Origin of the sequence: Pseudomonas azadiae (assembly GCF_019145355.1) — a bacterium.
GTDB lineage: Bacteria > Pseudomonadota > Gammaproteobacteria > Pseudomonadales > Pseudomonadaceae > Aquipseudomonas > Aquipseudomonas azadiae.
Genome location: NZ_JAHSTY010000001.1, coordinates 2,188,755 through 2,213,356 on the forward strand (window position 1 = coordinate 2,188,755; position 24,602 = coordinate 2,213,356).

Annotated in this window: 19 protein-coding genes and 1 pseudogene; 9 read left to right on the forward strand and 11 right to left on the reverse strand. The window is 52.3% G+C overall.

What is annotated here, in order from left to right; all coding sequences use genetic code 11:
* Window positions 1-39 precede the first annotated feature (39 nt).
* On the reverse strand, window positions 40-999 hold the full coding sequence (locus KVG91_RS09935; protein WP_169378002.1) for a GlxA family transcriptional regulator: 960 nt from the start codon (window positions 997-999) through the stop codon (window positions 40-42).
* A 96-nt stretch (window positions 1,000-1,095) separates the two neighbouring features.
* On the opposite strand from KVG91_RS09935, the gene KVG91_RS09940 reads away from it, so the two are divergent.
* A complete protein-coding gene (locus KVG91_RS09940; RefSeq protein ID WP_169378001.1) occupies window positions 1,096-1,659 on the forward strand; it encodes a cysteine hydrolase family protein in 564 nt (187 codons plus the stop codon).
* Between the two features lie 14 nt (window positions 1,660-1,673).
* Here the strand turns inward: KVG91_RS09940 and tam are convergent, their stop codons facing one another.
* A complete protein-coding gene (gene tam, locus KVG91_RS09945) occupies window positions 1,674-2,435 on the reverse strand; it encodes a trans-aconitate 2-methyltransferase (protein ID WP_169378000.1) in 762 nt (253 codons plus the stop codon).
* A 493-nt stretch (window positions 2,436-2,928) separates the two neighbouring features.
* On the reverse strand, window positions 2,929-3,198 hold the full coding sequence (locus KVG91_RS09950; protein ID WP_169377999.1) for a helix-turn-helix domain-containing protein: 270 nt from the start codon (window positions 3,196-3,198) through the stop codon (window positions 2,929-2,931).
* A gap of 84 nt (window positions 3,199-3,282) precedes the next feature.
* Here KVG91_RS09950 and KVG91_RS09955 point away from each other — a divergent pair, with 84 nt between their 5' ends.
* Window positions 3,283-3,732 (forward strand): hypothetical protein, encoded by a 450-nt coding sequence (locus tag KVG91_RS09955; protein WP_169377998.1) that lies wholly within the window; start codon window positions 3,283-3,285, stop codon window positions 3,730-3,732.
* Window positions 3,733-4,725: 993 nt separating this feature from the next.
* On the opposite strand, the gene KVG91_RS09960 is transcribed toward KVG91_RS09955, so the two are convergent.
* Both KVG91_RS09960 and KVG91_RS09965 read right to left on the reverse strand, forming a co-directional pair.
* A complete protein-coding gene (locus KVG91_RS09960) occupies window positions 4,726-5,520 on the reverse strand; it encodes a hypothetical protein (protein ID WP_169377997.1) in 795 nt (264 codons plus the stop codon).
* A 248-nt stretch (window positions 5,521-5,768) separates the two neighbouring features.
* Window positions 5,769-7,562, reverse strand: coding sequence for a restriction endonuclease (locus KVG91_RS09965; RefSeq protein WP_169377996.1), 1,794 nt, complete (start codon window positions 7,560-7,562; stop codon window positions 5,769-5,771).
* A 982-nt stretch (window positions 7,563-8,544) separates the two neighbouring features.
* Here KVG91_RS09965 and KVG91_RS09970 point away from each other — a divergent pair.
* Complete coding sequence (locus KVG91_RS09970; RefSeq protein WP_225926962.1) at window positions 8,545-10,434, forward strand: restriction endonuclease; 1,890 nt, start codon at window positions 8,545-8,547, stop codon at window positions 10,432-10,434.
* Window positions 10,435-11,209: 775 nt separating this feature from the next.
* On the opposite strand, the gene KVG91_RS09975 is transcribed toward KVG91_RS09970, so the two are convergent.
* Entirely contained in the window at window positions 11,210-11,695 is a 486-nt protein-coding gene (locus KVG91_RS09975; RefSeq protein WP_169377995.1) for a hypothetical protein, read from the reverse strand.
* A 157-nt stretch (window positions 11,696-11,852) separates the two neighbouring features.
* Between KVG91_RS09975 and KVG91_RS09980 the strand changes: the two genes are divergently transcribed.
* The 4 genes from KVG91_RS09980 (at window position 11,853) to KVG91_RS09995 (ending at window position 16,231) form a co-directional block, all read left to right on the forward strand.
* On the forward strand, window positions 11,853-12,626 hold the full coding sequence (locus tag KVG91_RS09980) for a hypothetical protein (RefSeq protein ID WP_122310398.1): 774 nt from the start codon (window positions 11,853-11,855) through the stop codon (window positions 12,624-12,626).
* Between the two features lie 323 nt (window positions 12,627-12,949).
* Window positions 12,950-14,641: a PDDEXK family nuclease gene (locus KVG91_RS09985; RefSeq protein WP_122310396.1), complete on the forward strand. Its 1,692-nt coding sequence runs from the start codon at window positions 12,950-12,952 to the stop codon at window positions 14,639-14,641.
* A 283-nt stretch (window positions 14,642-14,924) separates the two neighbouring features.
* A complete protein-coding gene (locus KVG91_RS09990; protein WP_169377994.1) occupies window positions 14,925-15,236 on the forward strand; it encodes a hypothetical protein in 312 nt (103 codons plus the stop codon).
* Between the two features lie 560 nt (window positions 15,237-15,796).
* A complete protein-coding gene (locus KVG91_RS09995) occupies window positions 15,797-16,231 on the forward strand; it encodes a hypothetical protein (protein ID WP_122310386.1) in 435 nt (144 codons plus the stop codon).
* 65 nt (window positions 16,232-16,296) lie between these two features.
* Here the strand turns inward: KVG91_RS09995 and istB are convergent, their stop codons facing one another.
* Complete coding sequence (istB, locus tag KVG91_RS10000) at window positions 16,297-17,106, reverse strand: IS21-like element ISPsy4 family helper ATPase IstB (RefSeq protein ID WP_005741073.1); 810 nt, start codon at window positions 17,104-17,106, stop codon at window positions 16,297-16,299.
* A complete protein-coding gene (gene istA / locus KVG91_RS10005) occupies window positions 17,103-18,125 on the reverse strand; it encodes an IS21-like element ISPsy4 family transposase (RefSeq protein ID WP_002551322.1) in 1,023 nt (340 codons plus the stop codon). Before istA ends, istB begins: the two co-directional genes overlap by 4 nt.
* Window positions 18,126-18,343: 218 nt before the next feature.
* On the opposite strand from istA, the gene KVG91_RS10010 reads away from it, so the two are divergent.
* Window positions 18,344-19,000: a HEPN domain-containing protein gene (locus tag KVG91_RS10010; protein WP_169377993.1), complete on the forward strand. Its 657-nt coding sequence runs from the start codon at window positions 18,344-18,346 to the stop codon at window positions 18,998-19,000.
* An 84-nt stretch (window positions 19,001-19,084) separates the two neighbouring features.
* Window positions 19,085-19,363 carry a hypothetical protein gene (locus KVG91_RS10015; protein WP_225926963.1) on the forward strand — a complete coding sequence of 93 codons (279 nt, stop codon included), beginning with the start codon at window positions 19,085-19,087 and terminating at the stop codon, window positions 19,361-19,363.
* 445 nt (window positions 19,364-19,808) lie between these two features.
* Here the strand turns inward: KVG91_RS10015 and KVG91_RS10020 are convergent.
* From KVG91_RS10020 to KVG91_RS10030, 3 genes and pseudogenes are all read right to left on the reverse strand, one after another.
* Window positions 19,809-20,102 (reverse strand): annotated as a pseudogene (locus KVG91_RS10020) (IS21 family transposase); the annotation flags it as partial.
* Window positions 20,103-20,394: 292 nt separating this feature from the next.
* The gene (locus KVG91_RS10025; RefSeq protein ID WP_169377992.1) at window positions 20,395-23,508 is read right to left on the reverse strand and encodes a DEAD/DEAH box helicase; all 3,114 of its coding nucleotides are present in this window, start codon (window positions 23,506-23,508) and stop codon (window positions 20,395-20,397) included.
* Window positions 23,498-24,322 carry a Hachiman antiphage defense system protein HamA gene (locus KVG91_RS10030; protein WP_169377991.1) on the reverse strand — a complete coding sequence of 275 codons (825 nt, stop codon included), beginning with the start codon at window positions 24,320-24,322 and terminating at the stop codon, window positions 23,498-23,500. Before KVG91_RS10030 ends, KVG91_RS10025 begins: the two co-directional genes overlap by 11 nt.
* Window positions 24,323-24,602: the final 280 nt, after the last annotated feature.

The following is a 24,602-nucleotide window of genomic DNA, read 5'->3' on the forward strand; positions in this document are numbered from 1 at the left end:
TGCACGACCCTGCGTTGACGTTGCGGCGTTCTGCACGATTCACACCCCAAAGCGGCGGCGATAGTCACTCGGCGCCAAACCGGTAATTTTCTTGAAGAGGACGCGAAACGCGCTGGGGTCCTGATAACCCACGGTCCAGGCAATATGGTCGATGGTGCCAGTGGTGAACTCCAGCATCTGCCGCGCTTTGCCCACCCGCAGGTGTTGGCAATATTCAGTGGGTTTCAAGCCCGTGGCATTGCGAAACCGCCGCAGGAAGGTGCGCTCTTCCAGGCCCGCTTCCTGCGCCATCGCCGCCAGGGAAACATCCACCGCGCCGCTCGCCTGCAGCCAGTGCTGGACCTTGAGGATGGCAGCGTCACCGTGGCCGAGAATCGGTGCAAAATTGCTACCGCATTGGCTGGCGCTGTCACTGTGCTCAATCACCAGGAAACGTGCGGTATCGGCCGCGAGGCTCGGGCCCATCAGGCGATCGACCAGGCGCAGGCCGAGTTCGGACCAGGCCATCAAGCCGGCGGTGGTGATGAGGTCGCCGTCATCGACGATGGGCTTGTCCGCCTCCAGGCGTACGGCCGGGTAACGGGCGGCGAAGGATTCGGCGGAAGACCAGTGCGTGGTGGCGCTGCGCCCGTCCAGCAGGCCACTGCGCGCCAGCATGATCGAACCGATGCATACGCCGCCGAGCACAGTGCCTGCCGCGTGTTGCTGGCGGATCCATTCCAGCAGTGCGGGGGGTGATTGTTCTTCGGTGAACTCACCCACCGACGGTGGTACCAGCACCGCCATCATCGGTTGAGCCGGACCGGGATGGCTGCTGAACACGCGCACCGGTTGGCCGGTCGCATCCACTTGCCAATGGCTGACCCGCAGCAACGGCAACTGCGCCGACTGGTGCTCGGCGGCAATGCGGTTGGCCACGCCGAACAGATCGGTCAAGCCATGCACGGCCGCCAACTGCGCACCTTGATAGATCAATACGCCCAGCTCAACAACGACCATTGTCAGTTTTCCCTCTGTTATTGTCGGTGCAGCCAATCCCCGGTGCAGGCGCCAGCTAACATACTGGGCCCATCAACCCATCACGAGGCGACACACATGGCCAAGCAAGCGCTCATCCTAATCGATATCCAGAACGACTACTTTCCCAAGGGCAAGTGGCCACTCGACGGCGTGGAGGCCGCGGCCGACAAAGCCGCGCAGGTGTTGCAAGCATTTCGCCAGGCGGGCGATGCGGTGATTCACGTGCGTCACGAATTCACTTCTGACGACGCGCCGTTCTTCACGCCGGGCTCCGAGGGTGCGCATCTGCACACCAAAGTGCTGAACGAAGCCAATGAACCGGTGGTGCTCAAACATTTCGTGAATGCGTTTCGCGAGACCAACCTGCGTGCGGCGCTGGAACAACGCAGCATCACGGAATTGGTCGTGGTCGGCAGCATGAGCCATATGTGCATTGATGCCGTGGTGCGAGCGGCGGCGGACCTGGGCTACAGGGTCACAGTGATTCATGACGCGTGCGCGACGCGGGATCAGGAATTTAATGGGCAGGTGATTCCAGCGGCCCAGGTGCACGGGGCCTATATGGCGTCGCTGGCGTTTGGTTACGCAAGCGTGGTGTCGACGGATGAGTACCTGAAGGCGCAAGCGGCGGCCGCGTGACCGCCGCTCAGGTATCAGCGTGTGGCAATGATGAACAAGCGCGGAAAAGGCAGCAACACGGTGCCATCCTCCAGCGCGGGGTAAGCCTGGGTAATCCGCGCTTGATATTCACCCAGGAAAGCGGTTTTTTCAGCGCCGTTCAACGGCGCCAGAAAGGGCCGCAATGCTGAAGCCTTGAACCATTCCACCACCGAGGCGTGATCCGCCAGCGGGTGCAGATAAGTGGTGCGCCACACGTCGACGGTGCTGCAGTGTTTAGCCAGCAACGCGTAGTAGTAGCTCGCCGTGTGGCGCTCATTGTGTTTGACCGCGCCGATCTTGGAAGACCACGGCCCATCAGCCGCGACTTCTCGGGCAAGCCGGTGGGCGGGCTCATCGAGGTTGTCGGGCGTCTGCACCGCCAGCGTGCCGCCGGGGCTCAGTTGACTGATCAGATGCGGATAAAGCGTGGCGTGATCCGGCAGCCATTGCAGGGACGCATTGGCCAGGATCACATCGAAGGTCTGCGTAGGGTTCCACGCCCCAATATCCGCCAGCTCGAAGCTGAGCGCCGGCAGGCGTTTGCGCGCGTCGGCCAGCATGTCGTCGGAGCTGTCCAGGCCGGTGATGAGCGCGTGCGGGAAGCGTTCGGCCAATACCTCAGTGGAATTGCCGGGGCCGCAACCGAGGTCAACCGCATTACGCACTTGGGTGTTTGGAATGGCCGCGACCAAGTCACGGACAGGACGGGTGCGCTGCTGTTCGAACAGGGTGTATTGCTTGGCTGACCAGGTCATCGCGCTTTCCTATTTATTGAGGATTGGGTACAGCCTAAAACGTGTGGACCGTGAGAACAATTGCCCCGGTTGGAGCACTCGCAGCAGCGACTGGTTTGATCACCAGCAATAAAAAACCCCCGAGGCCTGAGCCTGCGGGGGTTCTGTTCGTTTCAAATTTGGCCTAGAACGGGAAAGGACAGCTGAGACCATCAATGTAAAATTTTCCCCCATCACCCTGGGCATTTATGAGCTAATAATTATCATATTAGCGTGAAAAATGTAAAGAAATGACCACTTAGCCCACAAAAATTTACTTACTTTTCTTTCTATCAGCTCTGAGGCTAGCAATTTAAGAATCCCGGAGTCACCCCGCATTGATACAACTCTGAAGCTGAGGTAGCTCATCTAGTGAGCTAGGGGTAGCTCATCCGTGAACGCTACCGTTCACGGATGAGCGATAGCGCGAGCAGAACGCTTTCTGCAGAAGCGCGTATGCCGAAACCCCCAAAACTCACTTAAGCTGCGTCTTGACCTCTTGTAGCAGAGCGTCCTGCGCCTCTACACCGCCCTCCCGAGTATATACAGCAACCAGCAACGTCACAGGATGCACGCCAATCACGGCGGCAAGATCCTCTAGCTTTTCCAAGGTAGGGCACTTAAGGCCACGCTCCAACGTACTGAGATACGTCCGACTGCTAACCAAGGAAAAATCTTCCTGGGTGAGCCCCTTCTCAATTCGCATGCGCTTCAAGGTGAGACCGAAGGCTCGCTTCAATTCCATGGTTTCGTCCCACAAAACAGAAGATAAAGCGCTATCGAGCCCTATAGAGCTACAATCTATAGGACTCATTCATGGAGCTTAAGCATGTTTCGTACGCATACCTCCACCTTGCTGGGATCGCCCGCCGTCGAGAGCGACTGTTTTCATTGGGGGTGCATTGAGCACAGTCTCGCCTTGCCATGGTTCTATGTCACTCTTATAGGCGATGAAACCCAGACAACAACAATGCTTCAGGTGATGGACCCTAAGACTTTCATTGAATTATTGGAGCAACACCAAAAATCACTACAGATAAAAGAAGTGCAACTTGTCACTCCACCGCACATAAATGGCGGGTCACTCTGGCAAATGGAAAAGCTCTTAGAGTTCTCTTATGGCCATGATTTAAAACTAGGCAGCTTTGAGTTTTACGAAGTCGAAGGCGGTTACTTTTATACAACTCTGGAGCGAGACCAACTCCGCGACGCGGTCGTTTTAGAGAAAACTATAATATACCGAAGATCTATGCTGCAACATCTAGCACCAACACCTTGAGTGGCCTACTACAGGATACCTCCGCAAAAAACACCAGCAGCCAAAACCAACAATACAAATTTCAGCCACCGAACGCATCAGCATTTTTTCGACGGGCTGACTCGGAGTTCTCGAAGTCGTGCCCGCATCCACTTTCCGTCATTTTGCATCTCCGACCTTAAGGAGACTAGCTCTTCAGACGTGAGACTCGAAAATTGACCGTAGATCGCATAGTTAACCCGAGCTATCGTAGTTACATCAACAGAATTAAAACAACTTGAAACCATAGACAAAGAGAAGCCCGTTCGGCCGACTATCTGAGCCTGAGATAACTTTCGCGTAGCAAGCAGAACAATATATGCATTACATAATCCACGTATTGAATAATCATTTATTCCGGAATCCGGGGATAATTCGGAAAGCTGAGTAAGACTTAGAACTATGATATTCCTCATACATCCCCCACAAAGCACATATTATTGCAGGTTCAAATCTCTTGACCGCACACTGCACCACCTATTGCTTCAAGAATAGCATCATCCGATGGGGATCTATGCTGCAGCATTGGACCTAATAGCTAGCGGGCTCAACGGCCATCGATATCCTGCTTCTGTAGGTTGGAACGCTTCAAGCAATAGCAGCAGGCCCCTAGCGATTTTCGCCGAGGGTACTCACGTACTCGTTATGGGGGATAGCCGAAAAGGCACTGCATTCGATTGGCGGCTTGTGCAAAGTTGAACACCTAGCAAGATACATGAGCGACAGGGATCGCTGCTCGGATCGCTACCCGGCGGAAAAGGGGCGTCGGTGGTAATGGGCTTGATCCGGTCGGCACGCATGAGCAGGCACGATTCGCATGCCTATCCCAATGATATGCCGACACAAATAGCAAGTGAGATCATGTACTCCAGAACTACCTGTGAATGCCGGCCTGACTTACGTAAGGTGAATTGGCCATACACTTGCGAAGCTGCGAACTCACGACGATGAAAAACAAGGTCGCCTCACCAACGCTTACCCATCTAAGTCATTATCAATACTTAGAAAATAACGAAGAAATTCAATTTTGGTCGCCACCAGCACGCTAGCCTTTGAGGAGTGCCCCCAAACAACCCCAGTTACGCGAGAGTCTTCGGGGCTCCATTCTTTGCCTTGGTTTGTCACTTCGACATATCGAGTATTCCAAACCAACGAACCGCTCATTCCTGGCGGCTTAGGAAGCAATGGATTTTTACCATCAAGTAGAACTGCATGTTCTGGATTATATGGTATGAGAAAATGATACTTGTCTATCGGTTTAGGATCCTCATCAATCAAGACGGTAGAAAAATCTCGCTCATGAGAAAATACTGCTAAGCCGCGGTGGTGATGCTGGCCAAACCCGACTGCCGCGTCGTCCCCAGGAAAGCCATAAACATAAAGGTACTCACCATCAACCGGCTCATGTCTTCTTGCGATCACCCCTATATCAACACACTTGGCCATATGCGGCACACGGTTCCAGTTTCTATCTGGAATGTGGTTCACTGCGACGTCAATCGGATATTTATCTGAACTAAAAGCGCCAGGAATAGAAATTGCGTGGTTAGCTCCAAATTGTGTCATGCCAAGCATTGCGTCTTGTTGAACGCTAGCTACATGCTCACATGTGAGAATCAGCCTAGTTTCATCCAAGTAAAGAAAAGACCCGGTCCCATGATGATCTCCGGGTGGATCTCGATAATCACCAGGCTTGATTAGTGAAATAGCGCTGACAAATGGATCTACAAAAGGCGGCAGCATCTGCTCAAGACGCTTGGGGAACGACATTAGCTAACTCCTGTATGACATCTGAAGTACCTTCTAAACAATAATCTACCCGTTCAACAAAAATGCAGCCAGTACGTTAAAGCCTACGATGCCAAGTGGACGCAGCCTTCAGCATCGGGCGTCGGCCATTTCAATGTAATCGACGCTCGCCAAATGGCTCACTGCCCTTCCCGCTCACCCGCAAGCCCGCAAGCCCGCAAGACGCGATGTTGACGACGCGCATTGGGTGACACGAGCCGTATCACTAATTACTCAAGCGAATAGGTGGATAGCTCACTACCATCGATGACACGAAATCCAGCAGCCTCAGCCTCCAAAGCCGCGCCAGAGGTCAACCGACTTGTCGTGATTATCATCCCACGGCTATTTTGATCCGAGTTGCGGTCCGCCTGGATAATTGAACCTATAAGCTCCCTCACCACATCAGGTCCTACAGGACGATTGGGCGCCCAGCATTTGCACTGCACAACCCAGGATGCACCGTCTTGGTCGACTGCAAAAAGGTCGACACCTCCATCGCCGTCGCGATTGGCAGATTGGTGAATAACTGACTTCCCTTCACGCTCAAGAAGTCGAGCACAAGCTTTCTCAAAATCAAACCATGCGGGCCTAGAACCCTCTGGAGCACTGCTAATTGCCTCATAAATCATGCGAGAAGCTGACCTGCTTCTATAGATATTCACACGCTCAGAAAGACCACTCGCCCCCCTTTCATGCGGGCGGACGAACGTGAATCCTTGAGGGATAGATAGCCCGTACCGCTGAGCCAAAAAATGCTGTGTTGCTGATGCGCTTGCCGAGCGACGCACGTGGAACGCCACTTTATGTTTTGCCCTGTGCTGTTTGGCAGCATCACTGACCGGAGGCTGATCATGCCGCATTTGGCTATAGCGCACTCTAGGTAAGTAGATGATGGTCTGGATCTTTCGCTTTCCCACTCGAGCACGATAAGGTTTGGTGTTGAAGACCTTTTCGCGCTGCTCTACCACAAGAAAATCTCGAACAATTGCTGAAGCAATTAGCTGCAAGCTTACCTCGGCATCTTCATTCCACTCGACCTCATCGTTTGCCGACTTTCGGACAAGATCGACATTGCTGATCGTCGGGTTGCCCTGGCCCAAACCGATGGCGACGTGAAAATACCTTTCCTGCTCATCAAGAAAGTGGCAGGAAAACTCTCCGTCTTTTTCAAAGATCCTCATTGCGACAAATGAACCAAATTGGATTTGTACCCTTGCCCCCCACGGAACTGACCACTGCCGTGACTCCTGAGCTTCGTACAGCAACTGCTGAGCGCGACAGAATGCGTCCTCAATCGAACCTTCGATGCGGACCGACTCTAGCGCCTCATTCACAACGCTTGGTGCCGCGGGCAAATCTGTCGGCCCGAACCATTCACCCGCATCGAGCAGATCTCCGAACTGTAAGCCACTACGCCAGAGAGTATCCAAATCATCCCGTGGGCAACCTGAATCCAAGTTGATCGTGCAGAGCTCAAGTTCAGAATTCCCTATATTTTTTAACCAAGGCCTCTTGCGACCTAAATCAGTAATACGAGAATCGATAAGTGCAGCTTCCAGGCTTTGCTGCAAAGCTTCTGCCAACAAAAAATCGTTGAGGGTACGCATTAGCCCCATGAAATTAGCAACGAACGCAAATATACCTTTCGGATCATTTAGCAGCTGAAATGCGGCCTCATGGGCTAGAGATGCGTCCGGTGTAGGGCCAACAACTGCCAACAACCATTTCCTAATGGATTGGTGTTGTTGCAGGAATGCTTCGACATTTTCCTCCTCAGAGCCGGGCAATACCCATCGGCCCTCGGCATTCATCAACCAAGGGGATTCCCCATAAAGACTCCGCTCTTTGATTGCAAGCAGCAGACCCGCTGCGCGTGCTCGTTTATGATGGAAGTAACTCGCCCAGTCAGCGATTTTCTCATCAGCCTCCTCCAGATCACCCCGCCACGGCCCTCCTGTTCCTTGCAGCGTCAACCAACCATCAGATAAAGAATGCGGCCAAAGTGGGATTTCGTTATCCATATCCCTGTCGCCCCGCTCACCGGGATCAAAACGTTGACCGACAGCAGAGTGTGGGATGCCTGACGGCGGAAATGTCCACTGCCTCAATAACGGGGCGTTGGACGGAACCTGATGGCCTGACGGACCACGCATGCTAAACACGGCTTCGAACCAGCCGCTGTGGCTGCCTGTCGGGTGCGCCATGCAAACTCGAACTCGACCGACGTCGCGAATTGCCTGCACCACCGGATCCTCTGACGATCCCATCCATCGCACATGGGGTCTCGATTCCCTGAGCCCCATCGCTGTCAGGCTGAAGAAGCAAGATGGCGAAGTATTCCATCGCCACCCAAGAAGGCCAAACCTGCCAGATTCACGATAAATTGCTGGACGTTTGATGTCTCGCGTTATCAGCACAACCCATGGCACTCCATCCTCGGACAGCCCGGCAGGCCCAAAGTAAAGCTGTCCAATTGACGCGTACAGGAAAGGGGTCAACAGCTTGGCAAGAATATCCTTCGATATAGGCTGATATTTGGTGGGGGTACCAAACGCCATTGGAGCCTCTTCATTAAGAGCCTCAGCGCTTTCCTTGCTTACCGTCGGCATCCCTCATCTCCTAACAATTAAATGCTTGAGCTATTGAGTCTGCCATAGGGCGATGTGCATAAGAATTTACCGCGTGAAATTAACGACTATGCCGAAGCCACCTTGCGGTTGCCGCCCGCTGTTAGTTGCTCAATCTCCTCTCGGCGTCGGAACCCGAACACCACAAAATCACTGTTGATTCATCCAGTATTTATAGATACCTTTGAAAGAGAGCGTTTGCACTCCAACCGAGCGACTGCCCGTCATAAATCACAAAGATCCCGACTCAAAACGCCGACGGCAGGAAGACAAGAGGTGGTCCAAAGGGTTGATACCGGGTAGCTCGGATCATCCACTGAAGCGAAGGTGGTTCGATAATCCCATCAGCTACATTCTGAAAAAATCAGGGGAATGGATGAAGTACACAGACATTGATCTCGGAAATTTGCTAGCTGATCCAAGACTGGTAACCACAGACAACTTCGAGCCCAAGCTCGGCGAATTGCCTTGGAGGCAGATGCACTGGGAAGACTTTCAAAAGCTGTGCGCTCGATTGATCCAGCGTCAGCATCTCGGAAGCGGCACTCAGGTGTTCCAGTATGGAAAAACTGGCCAGGAGCAAGACGGAATCGACATCATTTGGAAAACGACAGGAGAGAGTAAATACAGCGTCGCGGAAGTAAAGCATTGGGAAACCGTTAAGCCATCAAACATTCAAAAATGGCTAAAAGCATTTCTGAAGGGCGAGCGGGCAACTGACTCTCGCATTTGGATCCTCTGCCTATCAGTTGATGTTGAACATAACAATAAGCTACTGATGGCTTGGGACGCCGCGAAAACTGAGCTTGAGTCACATGACATTCAAGCACTGGTTTGGGACCGAGGAGTTATTGAAGAGCTTTTGCGGGGCAGCCCTGAGCTTGTGGAGCGGTTTTTTTCTAAAGAAATTCGCGACCGCTTTTGCCACACCCTCAGTATGCCGACCGAAGAGCCACGGCTCTTTCGTCGTACCTACATAGGCCAATATGATTCGCGTTTCACTGCAGAAAACGAAAGCGTCAGAATGGAAGTTATTCTGCCCAATCGTAGTTCTCCCCGCGCGTCTGCCATTCTGTCGTTTGCTCGGTCCAATTTAGAAGGCGTGTCACTTGCTATCGACGGAAAGGACCTTGTGCGGTGGCTGCAATGGGCGGGACATCCTCACGACCCCCTGAGTGGCCCCTTCACGCTCCCGTTGAGCGACCCAGATCGGTTTCTTCTGACAACGCCAAAATTTCAGCTGAGCTTGGATAGCTCTGAGTTCGAACATCTGGACTGGTGTCTGCGACATGCATGGACTCATTACCTTTCCGCAATCCAGGCACTGGAAAACGATTGGAGATGTCTTCGGTTCAAGAGGCTAAGTGAATCATCCCAACCAGTGCATGCGCTTGTCAGCCTGCCACGGACTCTTTGGCGCGTGATGATGGATTATGTCAGCGAGCACGATTACGCCAAAGGTGAGTCTGGTGAGCACATTTTCGATGCATCCAATAGCGTCCTGAAGGTATTTTCACCGAATACCACCACTGCGCTGGATGCTGGATATCATCTGATTTCATATGCATATGATGACGGTGGCCCAACCGGCCGTTATGAGCCCAACATTAGTATCTGTTGGAACCCCAATAATCTGCGCGAGCTTTCCAGCCACTGGGGTCCAAGAGGGCAATGGGATGCTGAATTTACCCATGATTGGCTGAGATCGACACTCCTACCTAACGTTAGGGACTGGTATCGACGCAAAACCCAGCAGAATCTATCCTGGTTGAGCAACCCGGTTGAGAAGCTAACGGGCAACGTCCCTGGTTTAGTCACTGAAGATCATGTCTTTTCGCTAGCTCGGCTCAGCGTGCGGCAGATCGCTGAAGCAATGACTGTCGAAGAGTTAAACAGCTGCCTACATGCAATGCAGTTGCATTTCAGCTGCCTTAGTACTGCGGCTGATCTTGAGCAGGACCTGCTGAAGAGTGTGTTGCGCTGCGTTCAACATTTGGCTTACCGCCTCCCTGAGCAGCACCACAACTACATCCGAGGCAACCTTCAACTGGATCAAGGGCCACTGGTAAACAGTCTCGTCGAGCTGATAGCGGCCAGCAATACACGTTCGACCAATTGCACAATGTTGGAAATGGCGCTTCGGTCGTTGATCTGCTGCTGTGAAACCATAAACGGGATCGACAATGACTTGAAGTGGACTAAACAGATGCTTGAGCCGGTCTGGGCGAGGATGCGCGAAGACCTGTTGTGCGAAATGTTTTCCTGAAATCCCAGCTAGGTTTGGAACAATGGCTTCTGGTCGAAACGGCCAGGAGCCACTGATTAATGCTGGTCACGGATTTTGCTTGCTGAAAAGAGTTGGCCTAGATGCACTGTTCTCTCAGAAGGAATAGCCTTGTGCCAGCTCAAGCTCCCGACACATGCTAGTGAAGTCACCACCTAAAGGAGCTACCTTACCGATGTCAGCATTCTCAGCAACACCAACCATGTGGCAGCGTTTTCGATGCCGCCGTCTAGGGCAGCATACTTGGCACCATTCTCACGACGTGGGCGGCGATATGAACCCGCGCGCGATCTGGGTCTGCATCGTTTGCGCTCTAGAAGAAGAGCAGAAAATCTATGACGGGTATCCGCCATCGCGATAATGAAGACGGCGGCAATGAAAGCCCGGCCTCAACCCCTAGCCTCATGGTACGTGTCTGAACTTGAATCGACGTGCTTTTCGCATGTGACACAGGCCTTTCAGGGGCGTTCAAGCAAGGCCCCTCAGCGGTGCTTGAGATACTGAAAACACAATATGGCGAGGGCTGCGAGGCATCTGTGCACTCTTTGCACTACTTTAGTTCTATCGGTGGATACAGCTTTATACGAGACGGGAAACAGTCTTTCATTCCGAATACAAAAACTCCACCGAGTTCTACTGAGCTCGCCGTTTTGGGTGCTTCTATGAAAGCCAAATTTCCAATATAGAGATCAGCTATCAACCGCCAGCGCGGGCGCTGGTGAATTGCCCCAGCGCCGTGGGGTGTGGATAGGGGCAATCAGGGCCGAGCGGGCTTGGCATACTGCTTCAGCAAAAGCATGCTTCTAGCATCCATGCGGATTTTCTCCAGACCAATATTGGCCTGCTGGATCTGACGCCTGTCCCAAGTGCCACCTTCACTCCAAAATCTGCTTTTGATACTAAAGCGACTGGCCAAATTTTGATCGTAGCGACGAATCACGTTTGCGACATGATCCCACTTTTCCGCAAGCGCTAATTGATCGGCGCGTGAGGAGGGACTCCCAGATTCGAGGTTCGCGAAATAGGTTTCGGTCGCGAAGTATGCAGTCCCTAACGCATTCAAAACCCGTTCAACGTGCTCTTGCTCTCGTGCCCGCTTGGCATCAAGGATCGGGATCATCGTGGTGATGATTCCCAGAAGTGCATCCCATCCCATTTTACATTCCTCGACTGAAGGCACAGGTCTTTCCGGCACCTTGGGCTGATAGCGGAAAAACGCATAGCTCAAGAATCCAACAATCATAAGCGTGTCAGCGCGCGACGCCGCACCACATTGGTCGAGCCTCGCCCCTTACAAAGGTTAGACGGAACGTACAGCAGCGCTTAGAAAACATGTTGCGCGAGGCCTCACCAGAGGTAATTCTAAATCATGGATCTGCCATCTGGATGAGTATCGCATCATGCCTAGCGCTCAAGTTTTGTTTCAAATGTGGGAACCGTATAGGCAGTCGCTGATAGGCCAGCACAACTTCTACGTAGAGCAGGCACGTAACCGACTCCTAAGCCAATTTGCAAATATGGAGCAAGATGCCGACACCGCTGCGGACGAGTGGCTGAATGAGCGCTCAAAGCATTTCGACCCTGATAGAGATGATGTTGGCTCCATTTACGAAGCGTCCGGGGACGAAGGTATCGAGTTTTATCTTCTTCTGGACAAGATGCGGATGCAAACGCGACTGAGCGTCGTCGCCGGAATGTTCCACGCCTGGGACAAGAAGCTTAGAGGGTGGATCACGGACGAAATGCGGCACTGGCATCGCGGCCCCAGCGCAGCAGCCAAGGTATGGTCTGCTGACTTCCCGTCGATTATGTCTCTCCTGGAGGGCTTAGGATGGCCGCTGAACAGCCACACATATTTGCAGACCTTGGACGGCTGTCGGTGTCTCGTGAACGTCTACAAGCACGGTGACGGAAAATCGCTCGCGGACCTGAAGCAGCGATTCCCTGAATATTTAGCTGATCCGATACAGTCAGTACACGGCTTACCCGCTACCGATCTAGAGTGGCTGGATCACACGCATTTGAGCGTGACCGACGATCAGATACAAAGCATATCTGACGCCATCGTAGCGTTCTGGAAAGACGTTCCCGCGAACATCCTCAATGGGGATGATCTTAGCCCGCCAAAGTGGTTCATGAACGCCTTGCAGCAAGACAACAACCCAAATACCTGAGGGAATGCTCCGCCTAGGAAATGCGTTCGAATTCAATCAAGCCACGGGTATGCCAAAGCGCGTGTGCTAGTAAGCGCTCACAACGCCTAGGCGCTCAGCTATACAGGATGAAAAAGGCCACCACGTGGCGGCGTCCGTCAGAAGCACTTGCGGGATTACTCAAACCCTCAGGAAATGCCTATTGTGACATTTTCGACAAAAATGAATTTTTAAGGCGCTGCATGCCTTGATTTCCGGGCACTTCTTGAGGAATCAAGAAATATCGGATCACACTTGTTTACAAGTAGTATAAATAGCGCTGTGTGACATCTCAGGTAACCATCATGAACGACAGCCCAATCGCGGACATCCTCAAGCGCGAAGGACCAATGTTGAGCAGTGACTTATCGAAACTGCTGGAGCAGAGGTACGGCTTGAATCCAACAGCTGCCCGAAAACGCGTCGAGCGTGGTTGTGATGGGGTGAATAAGCTGAGCCAAATCGTCTTCCCTCATCGTGCTCGGTTCGTCTATCTGGAACAAAGCTACGGATCCCAGCATTTCTTCCACAACCTAATGGAAGCTCTGAAGAAAACGCGGAGTGCGTATTATCTGGCGTTGAGGGCACTTGAGCTGCGGGACAACGTGATGCCGCGGGCACATTTCCTAATCGCGTGCGGAGCTCCCATAGCGCAGAAAAAACACATTTCAGCGGAAAGCCTGCTCGAACGACTGATCAAAGCAGCCTTGGTGAAGGAAGTTGACCTTCCAGGTGGACAGATTTCCGTCATGCGATGCGACAGGGAGCAAATGTCAGATATTCCATCAATGTGGGGAAAAATGAAAAGCCGCCTGATCGCAGAGAAGGTCACGCTTCTGGCTGTCAAAGATTGGGCAAGAAACCTTGGGATGGTGAGCTATGAGTCGGTGGAGACCAGGGAGGATGAGGGTCGCGATACGTTGCCTAAAGTCGGCACCTTCAACTGGGACCTGGCTGGGCCCTCCTACCTACATCCAATGCGGACCTATTCAAGCACAGTCTTGAAGCCTGGCTTCTTCGTTTGCGATATAGCCCTGAATGGCTGGATCTCTCCAGACGACATAGGCGCTTTCCTGCACAAATGCACCACCCTTCGTAGCTTACCGAAAGTCGGCAAATGCCTTCAGGTGTTTGTGGCTGAGGCTTATCAAACCGAGGCATTTGCCCTGCTCAAAGGCGAGGGAGTCATCCCGGCTACGACTGAAAGCCTCTTTGGCCATGACGTAGCCGTTGCATTAAAAAACCTGTGCAACGTTTTGAACGACACCGCCAAGCTTACAGAGAGCCCCGCTGCGTTGGATAAAATCTTCAACGACCTATCACGAATAGAGGGTGCGTCCTATTCATTACGTGGAAGCCTTTTTGAATTCGCAGTGGCTCAAATTTGTAGGTCCACGTTCGCAGGATACGATCAAGAGATGAATCGGATCGTGAAGGACCCGATGGGAAAACAGGCCGAAATTGACGTGCTTGCGGTACGCAAAAATCATGAAGTCATTTTCATCGAGTGCAAGGGTATTCACCCGGCAAGCACCCTTGACGACGACGAGGTTATCAAATGGCTGGATAAGCGAATTCCTATCCTAAGAGGGGCCGCAAAAAGTCATTCGGATTGGGCAGCACTGACTCAGCGCTATGAGCTGTGGACGAGCGGTAGATTTTCCGAGAAAGCACTAGCCCTTGTGAGCGCTAGACAGGAAAAGAGCAGCAAGCTCGTGATCCAGCTGCGTGACGCTGAATACGTTCTGGACGAAGCAAAAGCGAGTAAGGAGGCGGGTCTTCTGAAGACGTATGAGCAGCATTTCGTGAAGCACCCTATGCAAGAATTCGAGGCTGAGAAGAGGCGGCAAAAGCGTAGGGAAGACCGAGCTGTGAAGCGCCGCATAGCAGTCCCAATCGCGCCACCACCACTAACGCCGTTGCACACATTGGGTGAGATCGTAGTAGGAGACTCAGTGAGCACCGAACTCCAGGGAGAGCTGCGCATCGTGCCTTGAGGCGTCCAGCCGATGCCAGCAGACTAATGCCGGGCACGGATAGTGTCTTTGTAAGCGTTCCCCCAACTCACCTTGCGTGGTTGGGGTATTGCGCAGACTCGCCCATCCAATTGCATTCGACCTGACCAGCCATTTGCATGGGATTGACCACCACATTTCATGACCTTGACCGGCAGAGAACGACTGTGGATTCAAACGGTGGATGTAACAATAGCCAGCCTACGCTCCGTCCTGGAGCCTGTATGCTGAAAGCAAAAGTCAGAGCCGTGTGTAGGAGTCAGCGATGAAAATAACCGGAAGAGTCGAAGTCGAGACCGTCACGGACGTCGTGTGCGATGTATGCCGTTGCTCCACCCGCTTGAATACTGGTGGGCATCAGTTCGGCACCCTACAAGCACACTGGGGCTATGGCACTGCCCATGACGGGGAGCGCTATGAACTGCACCTGTGTGAGGAATGCTTCTTCCGAACGTTGGCTTACCTCAAGCAGGAGCGGCGAACTCAACATCTGCTCAGCGAGGATGGCCAGGATCTCACCGATAATCTCGGTCTGGTCGAGAAGGATGATTATTTTGGTGACGCTGGGAGCCGATAGATAGTGTCCGCAAATCGCAAGCGGTCGGATACGAAGTAGCGTTTGCCCAGCACACCTTGCGTGGTTACGCCAAGCCTCCATAGGACGCTTCGCATAATGAGCCTGACGTTATAGTACTTGCCGCCCGAACGGGCAGAATTCGGCGCCGGGAAAATTGCGAAGCCCCGGCGCTGGATTTATCCATAACGTCTATTATGCGAGGCCATCATTTACACTGCTTCCGCGAAATTCTCAGCTTGGTCTGAAACAGGGAAAGATTCCGGGTCGGTCTTTTGCTCCTTGTTAGCTTGGCTTGGAAGACCCCAATTTCGCGTCCGCGAAACTCTCAACCGGGTCTGAAACAGGGAAGGATTCCGGATCGGTCTTCTGCTCCTTGTGAGCTTGGCCTGGAAGGCCCCCAGTTTCGCGTCCGCGAAATTCTCAACCGGGTCTGAAACAGGGAAAGATTCCGGCTATGCATTTTCGCGCCCGCGAAAAAAACCGGCGCTACGTGCATTATGCGCGGCTTTTTTTCGCTGTACTCTGGACGTCACTATCAGATTCATTCAAGGAGCAGCGCGATGTCTGTGAGCTATAAAGGATTAGAATTTCCAACTGAATTGCTTGCTCGATGGGCAGCTTTTTTTGACCTTGCTGGCTGGCAATGGAATACAAATATTTCCCCTATATCCAACTGGAAGCCTGATTTCAAAGTCACTTTTCCTTGCGGCCATTCGGAGTGTTCTGGCAGCCACACGCTCCTCATCTCTGTTTTACCAGTTCCTACTATTGACTCTCTCGACGGGCATCCTGCTGTCAGACAGCCTTATCATCTGCAGGATGAATCTGGCCAGTGGTTGGCAGACGGCGGTGCTCTCTTCGGAAATAATCCAGATGCAACATACTGGGACATAGTCCACGGCGCTGGTGGTGGACCTGAAAACGTTCACTTCCGTGTTCATGACGCAGCTAGGTTTTGGCATGAGTCTCTTGGTCTCGTGCAGTCACCTCGTTGATATTTATTGTTTCCAGCTGTCAACGCCAACTAAAAAGTGACCCCCTTCCGTGCTAAATCGCCAACTTAGTTTTGACCCCCCTCGGGTTCATATTTTCGAGCCGGTTCGGCCCGAGAAGATTTGGTTCCTGCTTTGCGCTTGTCCTTGAGTCGATAGCTTTCACCTGTCATCTGCACGATATGGGCATGATGTAACAGCCTGTCCAGCATGGCCGCTGTCAGTGTTTGATCATCCGCAAAGGTTCCGGCCCACTGGGTAAACGGCAAGTTACTCGTGAGGATCAGGCTGCCTTGCTCGTAGCGCTTGGCGACAACATTGAAGAACAGGTTGGCTTCATCACGACCAAACGGCAGGTAGCCGATTTCATCGATGACCAACAACCCAGGGGCCATCACCACACGACTGAAGTATTCCTTGAGCCGTTCCTGGCGGTGCGCAGCGGTCAGTTGCAGCATCAAGTCAGCCGCCGTGACGAAGCGGGTTTTGATACCGGCCATCACTGCCCGGTAGGCCAGGGCGATAGCCAGGTGGCTCTTGCCTACACCACTAGGCCCCAGGAACACGATGTTCTCGGCACGTCCAACAAAACTCAGTGCTGCCAGCTCCTGGAGCTGTGCTCGGGGGACGCCGGTGGCAAACGCGAAGTCGTATTGCTCCAGCGTTTTCACAGCGGGCAGCGCGGCAGTTTTCAGCAGGGCCTGTCGAGAGCGTTCACTTCGGGCATCGGTCTCGGCAGCCAGCAGCTTTTCGAGGAAGTCGGCAAAGCTGTCTTCGCCGCTTGCTGCTTGTTGGGCCAGGTGCGGCCAGTCCACCCCGACGCGCTCAAGCTTTAGCCCCTTGCATAGTTCTGTCAGGCGAGCATGTTGAAGGTTCATGCTCTCACCTCCAGCAGTTGCTCATAAACCGACAGCGGATGCTGCAAGCTCTCGTACGGCAGGACCCGTCCCAGGCGTAGGCCTTGGGCGGGTTGTGGGCGCAGGCTCTGTGTTGGCAGTGGTAATAGTACCTGCTGCTCTTGGGCCAGACGTACCGCCGGTTGAACACCCGTCGTGCCGTGAATCCGCTGATGAGCGACTTCGTCGAGCCATTGGCCGATATGTGCGTTGGCCGTCACCACATCCAGCGTCAGACCCGCACTCTTGAGCGTAGCGGCCAACGGGGTAATGAAACTGCCCTTCAGATACCCGTTGAAGCGCTCAACCTTGCCCTTGGTCTGGGCACGGTAAGGGCGGCAGACCTTGGGAATAAAACCAAACTCATCGGCCAGCGCAGCCAATCGGGGATGCCAACGGTGCTGGCCCTCCCCAAAAGCATCTCGCTCGGTGATGATGGTTCCGGCGTTATCAAACAATGCCTGCTCGGGCACGCCGCCAAAGTAAGCGAACGCCTCCCGAAGCCCTGTCAGCCAGGCTTCGCTGTCCTCTCGCTCGGAGAAACGGACAAAGCTTGCTCGACTAAAACCAAGTGTCGCCACGAACGCCTTAAGCGGCTGACGGCCTCGTCGAATGGTGGTGAAGTCCACCTGTATCTGCTTGCCGGGCAGTGTCTCGAAACGTACCACCGGCTCTTCTGCCTTACGTTTGAAGGGGCGAATATAAGCCTTCAGACGACTGACGCCGCCGCTGTACCCCAATGCCGTGATCTCACGCAGCAGGACGGTCGCCGGAATCCAGTGTGGGCGCGCCGCCTCAATACGCTCGTGCAGGTAGTCCTTGAAGGGGTCGATTTTGCACGGACGTGCGGGTCTCACCTTGTCACTGGGTAGCGACCGGGCCTTTCGCAGGTACTTGCGCACGGTGTTACGCGAAATACCCAGCTCACGGGCGATGAATTTGATGCCATGGCCCTGACGGGCCAACACTTTAATTTCCACAGACTGCTCCTGGGTCAACATATTGGCAGCTCAAAGCCGCCAGTTTTACCCAGGGGGGTCAATTCTAGGTTGGCGTTAGGGGGTCATTTTTACAGTGGCGGTGACATCCAGCAGAGCCATACCTCGACCTGCCCGCAGAGCATTAGGCGCTTCGCATCTCTGAAGCCAGGCTAATTAACAACCACCATGTTGTTTGTATACCTAAGGGAATGCTAATGGGACGTACCAAGGAGTGGGCTATGGAGGTCCTGATGGAACAGGACCGACTGAGGGAACTGGACTATCAGTACGAGCAGTACGAAGCGGAAATGAAGTGGTTCGAGGAACACCCCTTTCTTGAAACGTACAGCATTTTTACTGACAAGCTGCGACAACTGAAGCTGATGGTGAGCAGGAAAGCAGATCCATTCGATGACCAAATGCTCCAGAAAATGGCCTACGTCCACGCGGTGACGCTGTTCGAAGCCATGGTGGGTGATGTATTGAAGGCAACGGTCTTGGCCTATCCACACCTGATGAGCCGTATGGTCAACAAGCTTGGTGAAGACAAGAGCCGGAAATTCCAACTCAAGGAGATCGCAGTGCTTGGCCTGAATGGGATTGTTCTCGGAATCCTAAACGAGCAGCTTTACCACAACCCTGTAACGGTCAAGCATTTCGTCAGCATCATCACCGGCCAGTCATTGACTGACACGTATATGGCCGCCATGCAGAGCGTGATTGAAAAGCGTCATGACTTGGTTCACAGAGACGGCAAAACGATCAATGACGAACCTCACTTCATCGATGAGAAGGCAGTAAATACAAGCATTGGGGTGATTGAAAACTTCGCGAATGACATTTTTGAAAGCCTTGAAGCAGCTATGAAAGAACCAGCAGCCTTACTGATGAAATGACCAGGTACACCAGAGCCCCTTGAATGGAGCTGAGTCGGTGAGAGGACGCCCACTTTGGCGTCCGCGAAATCACCTGGGAAATCAATGGACCTTTTTACTGTCGTCCACGCCTTTCGCAAATCGCTTGAAGCACAACATGTCTTGGGCCACCTGCCGGCTCACTTGCTGAACTTTCCAAGGGGCTGCTGCGGCGTGGTCTCGGAACTACTCGGTGACTATCTCAATACCCAGCTTGGGCTGCGGGTTGAATATGTGTTTGGCGAGCAGGATGGGGCTTCCCATGCGTGGGTGGAGCTCGATGGTGTCGTCATTGACATTACCTGCGGATCTGCGCGTGAACGCTATCGTTCAGGCATGAGCTAGGGGTGGCTCAAATAGGTAAGCTACCAAGATCTGCGAGCAGGTGTCACCGAAGCGCACGGGCGGTTTTGACCCAGCGCAAGGCGCCAATGCCCGACGTCATGCCACGCGCTATACGTACCAGAAAACGGACAAAACCGTAAGCTAAGAATGGCCTGTCGCCATGCTCGCAGGCAACCGATCTAGGCTCGAAATCTCTTGTGAACGCTTGTAGAGCCTTGTTGACGCTTGTGGAATCGTTATTTATGATTGTCCTCAGTGACTGTATCTAGTGGAACCCGCAGGTTAGGTCTCTCAACCAGACCCGCAAAAGAAAACCGCCCCTCAGGTGGTTTTTTTTGGCCTCGATTTGGAGTGACTAGGCGAGCACAAGTACATTCTCATTCGCACAAGCGTATGCGTCCGGCCAACACACCCTCCTGACCCCGATACCAAAGGCGATGGTACCAAACGTCAGCGGAACAAAAGCGCGTAAAGACTTGCCTTGCTCACCTCGCCACGAGCGTACAAACGCTGTGAGCTGGCTGTAGCCGCCGTCATAACCCTCGGCCTTGATCTGCTCGAAAAGTGCTTTGGCGCTTCTGCGGTTGTGCTTTGCCCGAAACGAATCGGCTTTCAGCGCCTGTTCCAACGTGTCGTGGAATGGGCTGAGTTTGTTGAAGGTCGCGCATCGCTGGTACGCCGGCTGAGTGGCTTCGGGAGCTCTGACCCATTTTCGGATGGTGTTTCTCGACAGGCCGCGCTTCCGCTTAACTGTATTCCTTCTCTTATCGACTGGTCGAATTTGCTTGAACGCAGCTACCACACGCTTGAGCTCTTCAGGGTCACGAGGGTTTCGTAAGTAGCGAGCAGCAAGCCATCGTATATATTGCGTTGCTACGCCCACTCTCGCGTGCATGACCTCCTTAGATACATACTCGTGCTGAGAAAAATAGGTTAGGCATCCGAGCTCCTCAGGGTGCGCGACAAGACATCTTTGCAACTCCCCTCAGCGGCGGTCTGTGCAAGGGCTCATAGCTATGTCCCCATGCCTATTACAATGGGCGAGGCTCAACTATCTGAGAATATACGCTAGGAAGATCTTTGAGAGCTTCTCCGACAATCTCAGCATTCTCGGATAGAATTTTAAAATTCACAATATTCTCCTTCCTCACCTCTTTAAGAGATTCGTTCAATATCTTGCAGACCTCTCGATCCGTGTAGCCTTTTCCGTACAGCCAAATTTCAAACTCTGATTTCAGTCCCAGACGAAGACTTTCTTGGAGCCGACGAACCAAGTTGTAAGCCATCTCATTATCTGTAGTCTCCTCCAATATATCAGCGGAAGCTCCTACTACAGACATGCCGTCAAACGCAAGCATAGACGTAAAATCTACCACTGCCTCCTGGGTCATTTTGCGAAGAGTTGAACCGGCTCGAATAACAGCACCCATCTCAACTAATTTTTTGTAGATATCGTCGTAACTACACCCTCTAACCCACATGTCAGCTACCGTAAATCTTGACTCCCTCGGCTCGATACGACTCATTCTGTCGCCAATGACGTCTTCAAGCAGATCCCAAAAGAGCACTAGCATTTCTAGCGCATCGTCTTGGAGATCTAGCTCAAACGAGTTTTCGATCAACCACTCATCGATTTTTTTCAGAGCATCCAAACCCAGCAAAGTTTTTCCATAATAAGAAAACTTTTCTGGTGGCAGGGAGCTTATTCTATCGTGAAAAATTAAGAAGACCGCATCCAGATGCGCCTTTTGCTGCGGGTCTGATAGGTGATACGCCAAGGTGCCATGGCATAGTTCTACGAAGCTGCTTAACTCTGCCGTGTCAGGATTTTCTCTTATCATTGCAAGAAAAAAGCTCTCGATTGAGTCTACTAAACTTGCTCTATACACCATATCTTCGTAGATCGGCAATTTCTTAGCCTCTTCTACACCAAGAGACTGCTTGAGATGCTGGATAGCCTCAGACGGGGCTCTCAAGAATTGAAGACTGGCATTCACATCCGACAACGGGTCGAAGGGCTTGATTAGCTCCAGCAAACTGCTGATGCAGTCTTCGGAGTTACTAAAGTCCAGCAACCCCAAAACATCTGCCCACTTTCTTCTACCCGCCCAGGTCTTACGGCCATCATAGATCTTCTGGTCTGAAAAAATTATGCTTCCTTCAGTATGGTATCCAGCACGACCAGCCCTTCCTATCAGGTTTTGAAAATCCCGTGTCTTGATCAACTTCTTTCCCTGCGCCAGACTTGAAATTATCAAATACTTGATAGGCAAATTTACACCTTGGGCCAACGTTGAGGTGCACACAACCAGACGAGCCTGGTTGTGACTCATAGCCCATTCGACAGAAACCCTGACACCGTTCGGAATTCCTGTACTGTGAGGGAGGGCACCTAGTTCGATAGCTTTGGAGTAGATGTTTCCCTCACCAAAATGCATATTCATCAGTCTAGCTATCCGCAGTAATTCACCAGAATCGCTGACAGTCGACGGCGGAGGAAGCGATAGGCCGCGTTCGTAATTCCCAACTATAATTTTTAAAGTGGATTTAACGGTAGCTTTGGTCCCACAAAACATCGCCACTGGACCTTGATTGGCTAATCGAATACCGAGATAACAGGCGCAACTGGATGACTTATTTCGCTCAGGAAAATACCGATCTTTTCTTTCGCCCTTTTTTCTATTCAGCTTCGTCTCTTGAATAACTCTAGGAACATACAGCCCGCTGTCCTTCACATGATCACTGTCCAGATAGCTAAGCTGCCCCATATCTGTGACCCAACTTAGAAATGCTACACTCTTTATTGTAGGGAGTTTTTTACCCGCCTGGATGTAAATTCCTGCCTCGCCATTCAACCAGTCATTTAGGCTTTCTGCATTCGATACCACAGCAGAAATTAAAAGCTTTTGCGCGTCAGCAGGCAGAGCGACATTTAGAGATGAGATCAACAACTCATATGTGACTCCCCGCGTACCAGTATCGAACTGATGCCCCTCGTCAAATATTATCAGTCCGATTTTCTGCGCCAGCTCGGGCTTCTGCCGTAGCAAATAAGCGAGCTTCTCAGGCGTGGAGATCAAAATATTATTTTCTGCACTGCCTTTGTACTCATCGCCGAGCAAGAATTTTAAAAACTCTGCCTCATGAGCATCAACGTGGCTGACATCTCTTAACTCGTTAACGCCCACAAGCTCATTAGCAAATGACTTTTCAAACTCGCTCGTAATTTCGGAGCATAACGCACGGAATGGCGCAACCACGACGGCAAGGTCCGCGCGCCCGCTCATGAATGCGCTTCTTATCACAATTTCTGCTGACTTGGTCTTCCCTGCGCTCGTCGGCATTTGAATAACGGCGGACTTGCCATTCAAGACGCCTGCCTCCGCTATAAGTCGCTGACCGGGCCAAAATTCTCGGACAACTTTCCCTTCACTCAGGACCGGAGCCCAGTCGTTGATAGGTATTCCCGTATACCGTGGAAGGCAGATAATGGAGGACGTATGAAGACGCTTGGAGACAACAGCACAAATGGTGTCTACCAGTAGTATTTCGCGATCAGAGCCTCGTTCGTAGACGGCTTTCCGAAGCTGTGCCGCTGCGTCTAATACAGCCTCAAGATCAGAGCCAAGCTGGAAGAACGACAAAAAATATGCATGAAGGAATGAAATTAAGTTATTAAACCCACCTAAACCTACGTAGTAATAGCCCTCACCATTATCCTGCTTGAGAAGCCATACAAGAAACCCTTCAAGGTAGCTATCAGTAAGTGTGTCCGGATTAGGTGGTAAAAGCCTTGCCACCACGAGCGAGCTACCAGGCATATCGGCCAAATAGTACGCTGCGGAAGAAAGAAGCGTCAGGTACTCGTCGACTCCAGAAGTAACTCTGCTGGTTGTCAACGATTCGAAATACTGCCCGACATGCACAAGCTGCTCCTGCAACTCTTGCTTGTAGCTATCTGCAGTACCTGGGCTTCTGGCCTCCACGGCTGATAGCTCACCGAGGATCCCAATTGTCAGTAAAATTAGACGCTTGGGGTCTTGAGTCATATCAAGATGAAATTGTTCCTCAATGCCAAACTCATAAAGTTTAGCTTTGGCACGAGTGATATCTAAAATTACCTTTGAATTTACTTCAAGCTTCATCGGCAGCTCGCTCGTACAAGGCGTGAACCAGCTTCATCAGAAGTGATCCATGGATCACAATCAGCTCAATGGCATCTTTGCCGGGGTGCGAGCTAGAATCTGAAAGTGCTAGGGTAGCCGCATCTACCGATGATGATGTATACACCGCAGCTGCACCATAGCGTCTCTTATATGGATTATCAGATTCTTGCTGAAAGCGGCCAACAACTGCCATCGAAGCATGGTCGCCTTTATCGTAGAGCCTTTGCCTCATCGCATTTAACGACTCTGCCAGCCTGAACTCATCTTTCACAGAGTGATCGATTGCCGTCTGCAACACGTTAACTTTTTTACTTTTACCTTTAGTCGGACTAGCTTTGGCTTTCACCTCAAAAATCAGAAGCTCATCCTGATCACTGATTAAATTCGGCTTTTTCTTGAAACCTATAACATCGGATCCTTTGGTAGATTCGTTTGTTATGGTTTTTCTATCGTAACGTGTGCGATAGACCAGATACTCTCGAACATACTCTAGGTAATCCGCCACCAGCAATTCCGCGAAATCACCCGCCCTGATGCTGGGGCCAGGTTTTTCTGTCTGATGAGGAAATTTCAGATTCCTCAAATACTCCGCATTGGACATCCCTGATGGCTTGAGAAACGCCAGCTCCCCATCGGAGCAGTAGTGGCTTCGAAATTGCCGTGCCCACTCACTCATCATCTTAGCGTCAGCGAGGTCATGGCCTAACACCCACACAGGGATAGGCTTCCCGCAAGCTGACGTGAGGGCGGTGCCTGAATCAGTTAACCACTGAAGGTAGGAAGGAGCTGTCATATGCAACCCTGCGACGAACTACTGGCAATCCATGCATCGCACGGTGATGCTCACCGCGCTTGATGAGGCATAGTGACACTATCCCACAAACGTATCCAGCTGTTCACCTTAAGCGCCGCTGCTGCGTTCACCCATCAGACTGCTCCCTACACCGGTACGCCTACTCAAAGCAGCGCGAGCGCTGAACCTTCCCAGCGTCGGGTCCTGGCAACACAGCAACAGCTGCGTGAGGCGGTTAGGCGCCAGCATCTATGAAGGCTGTGATCAGAGACGATCATGG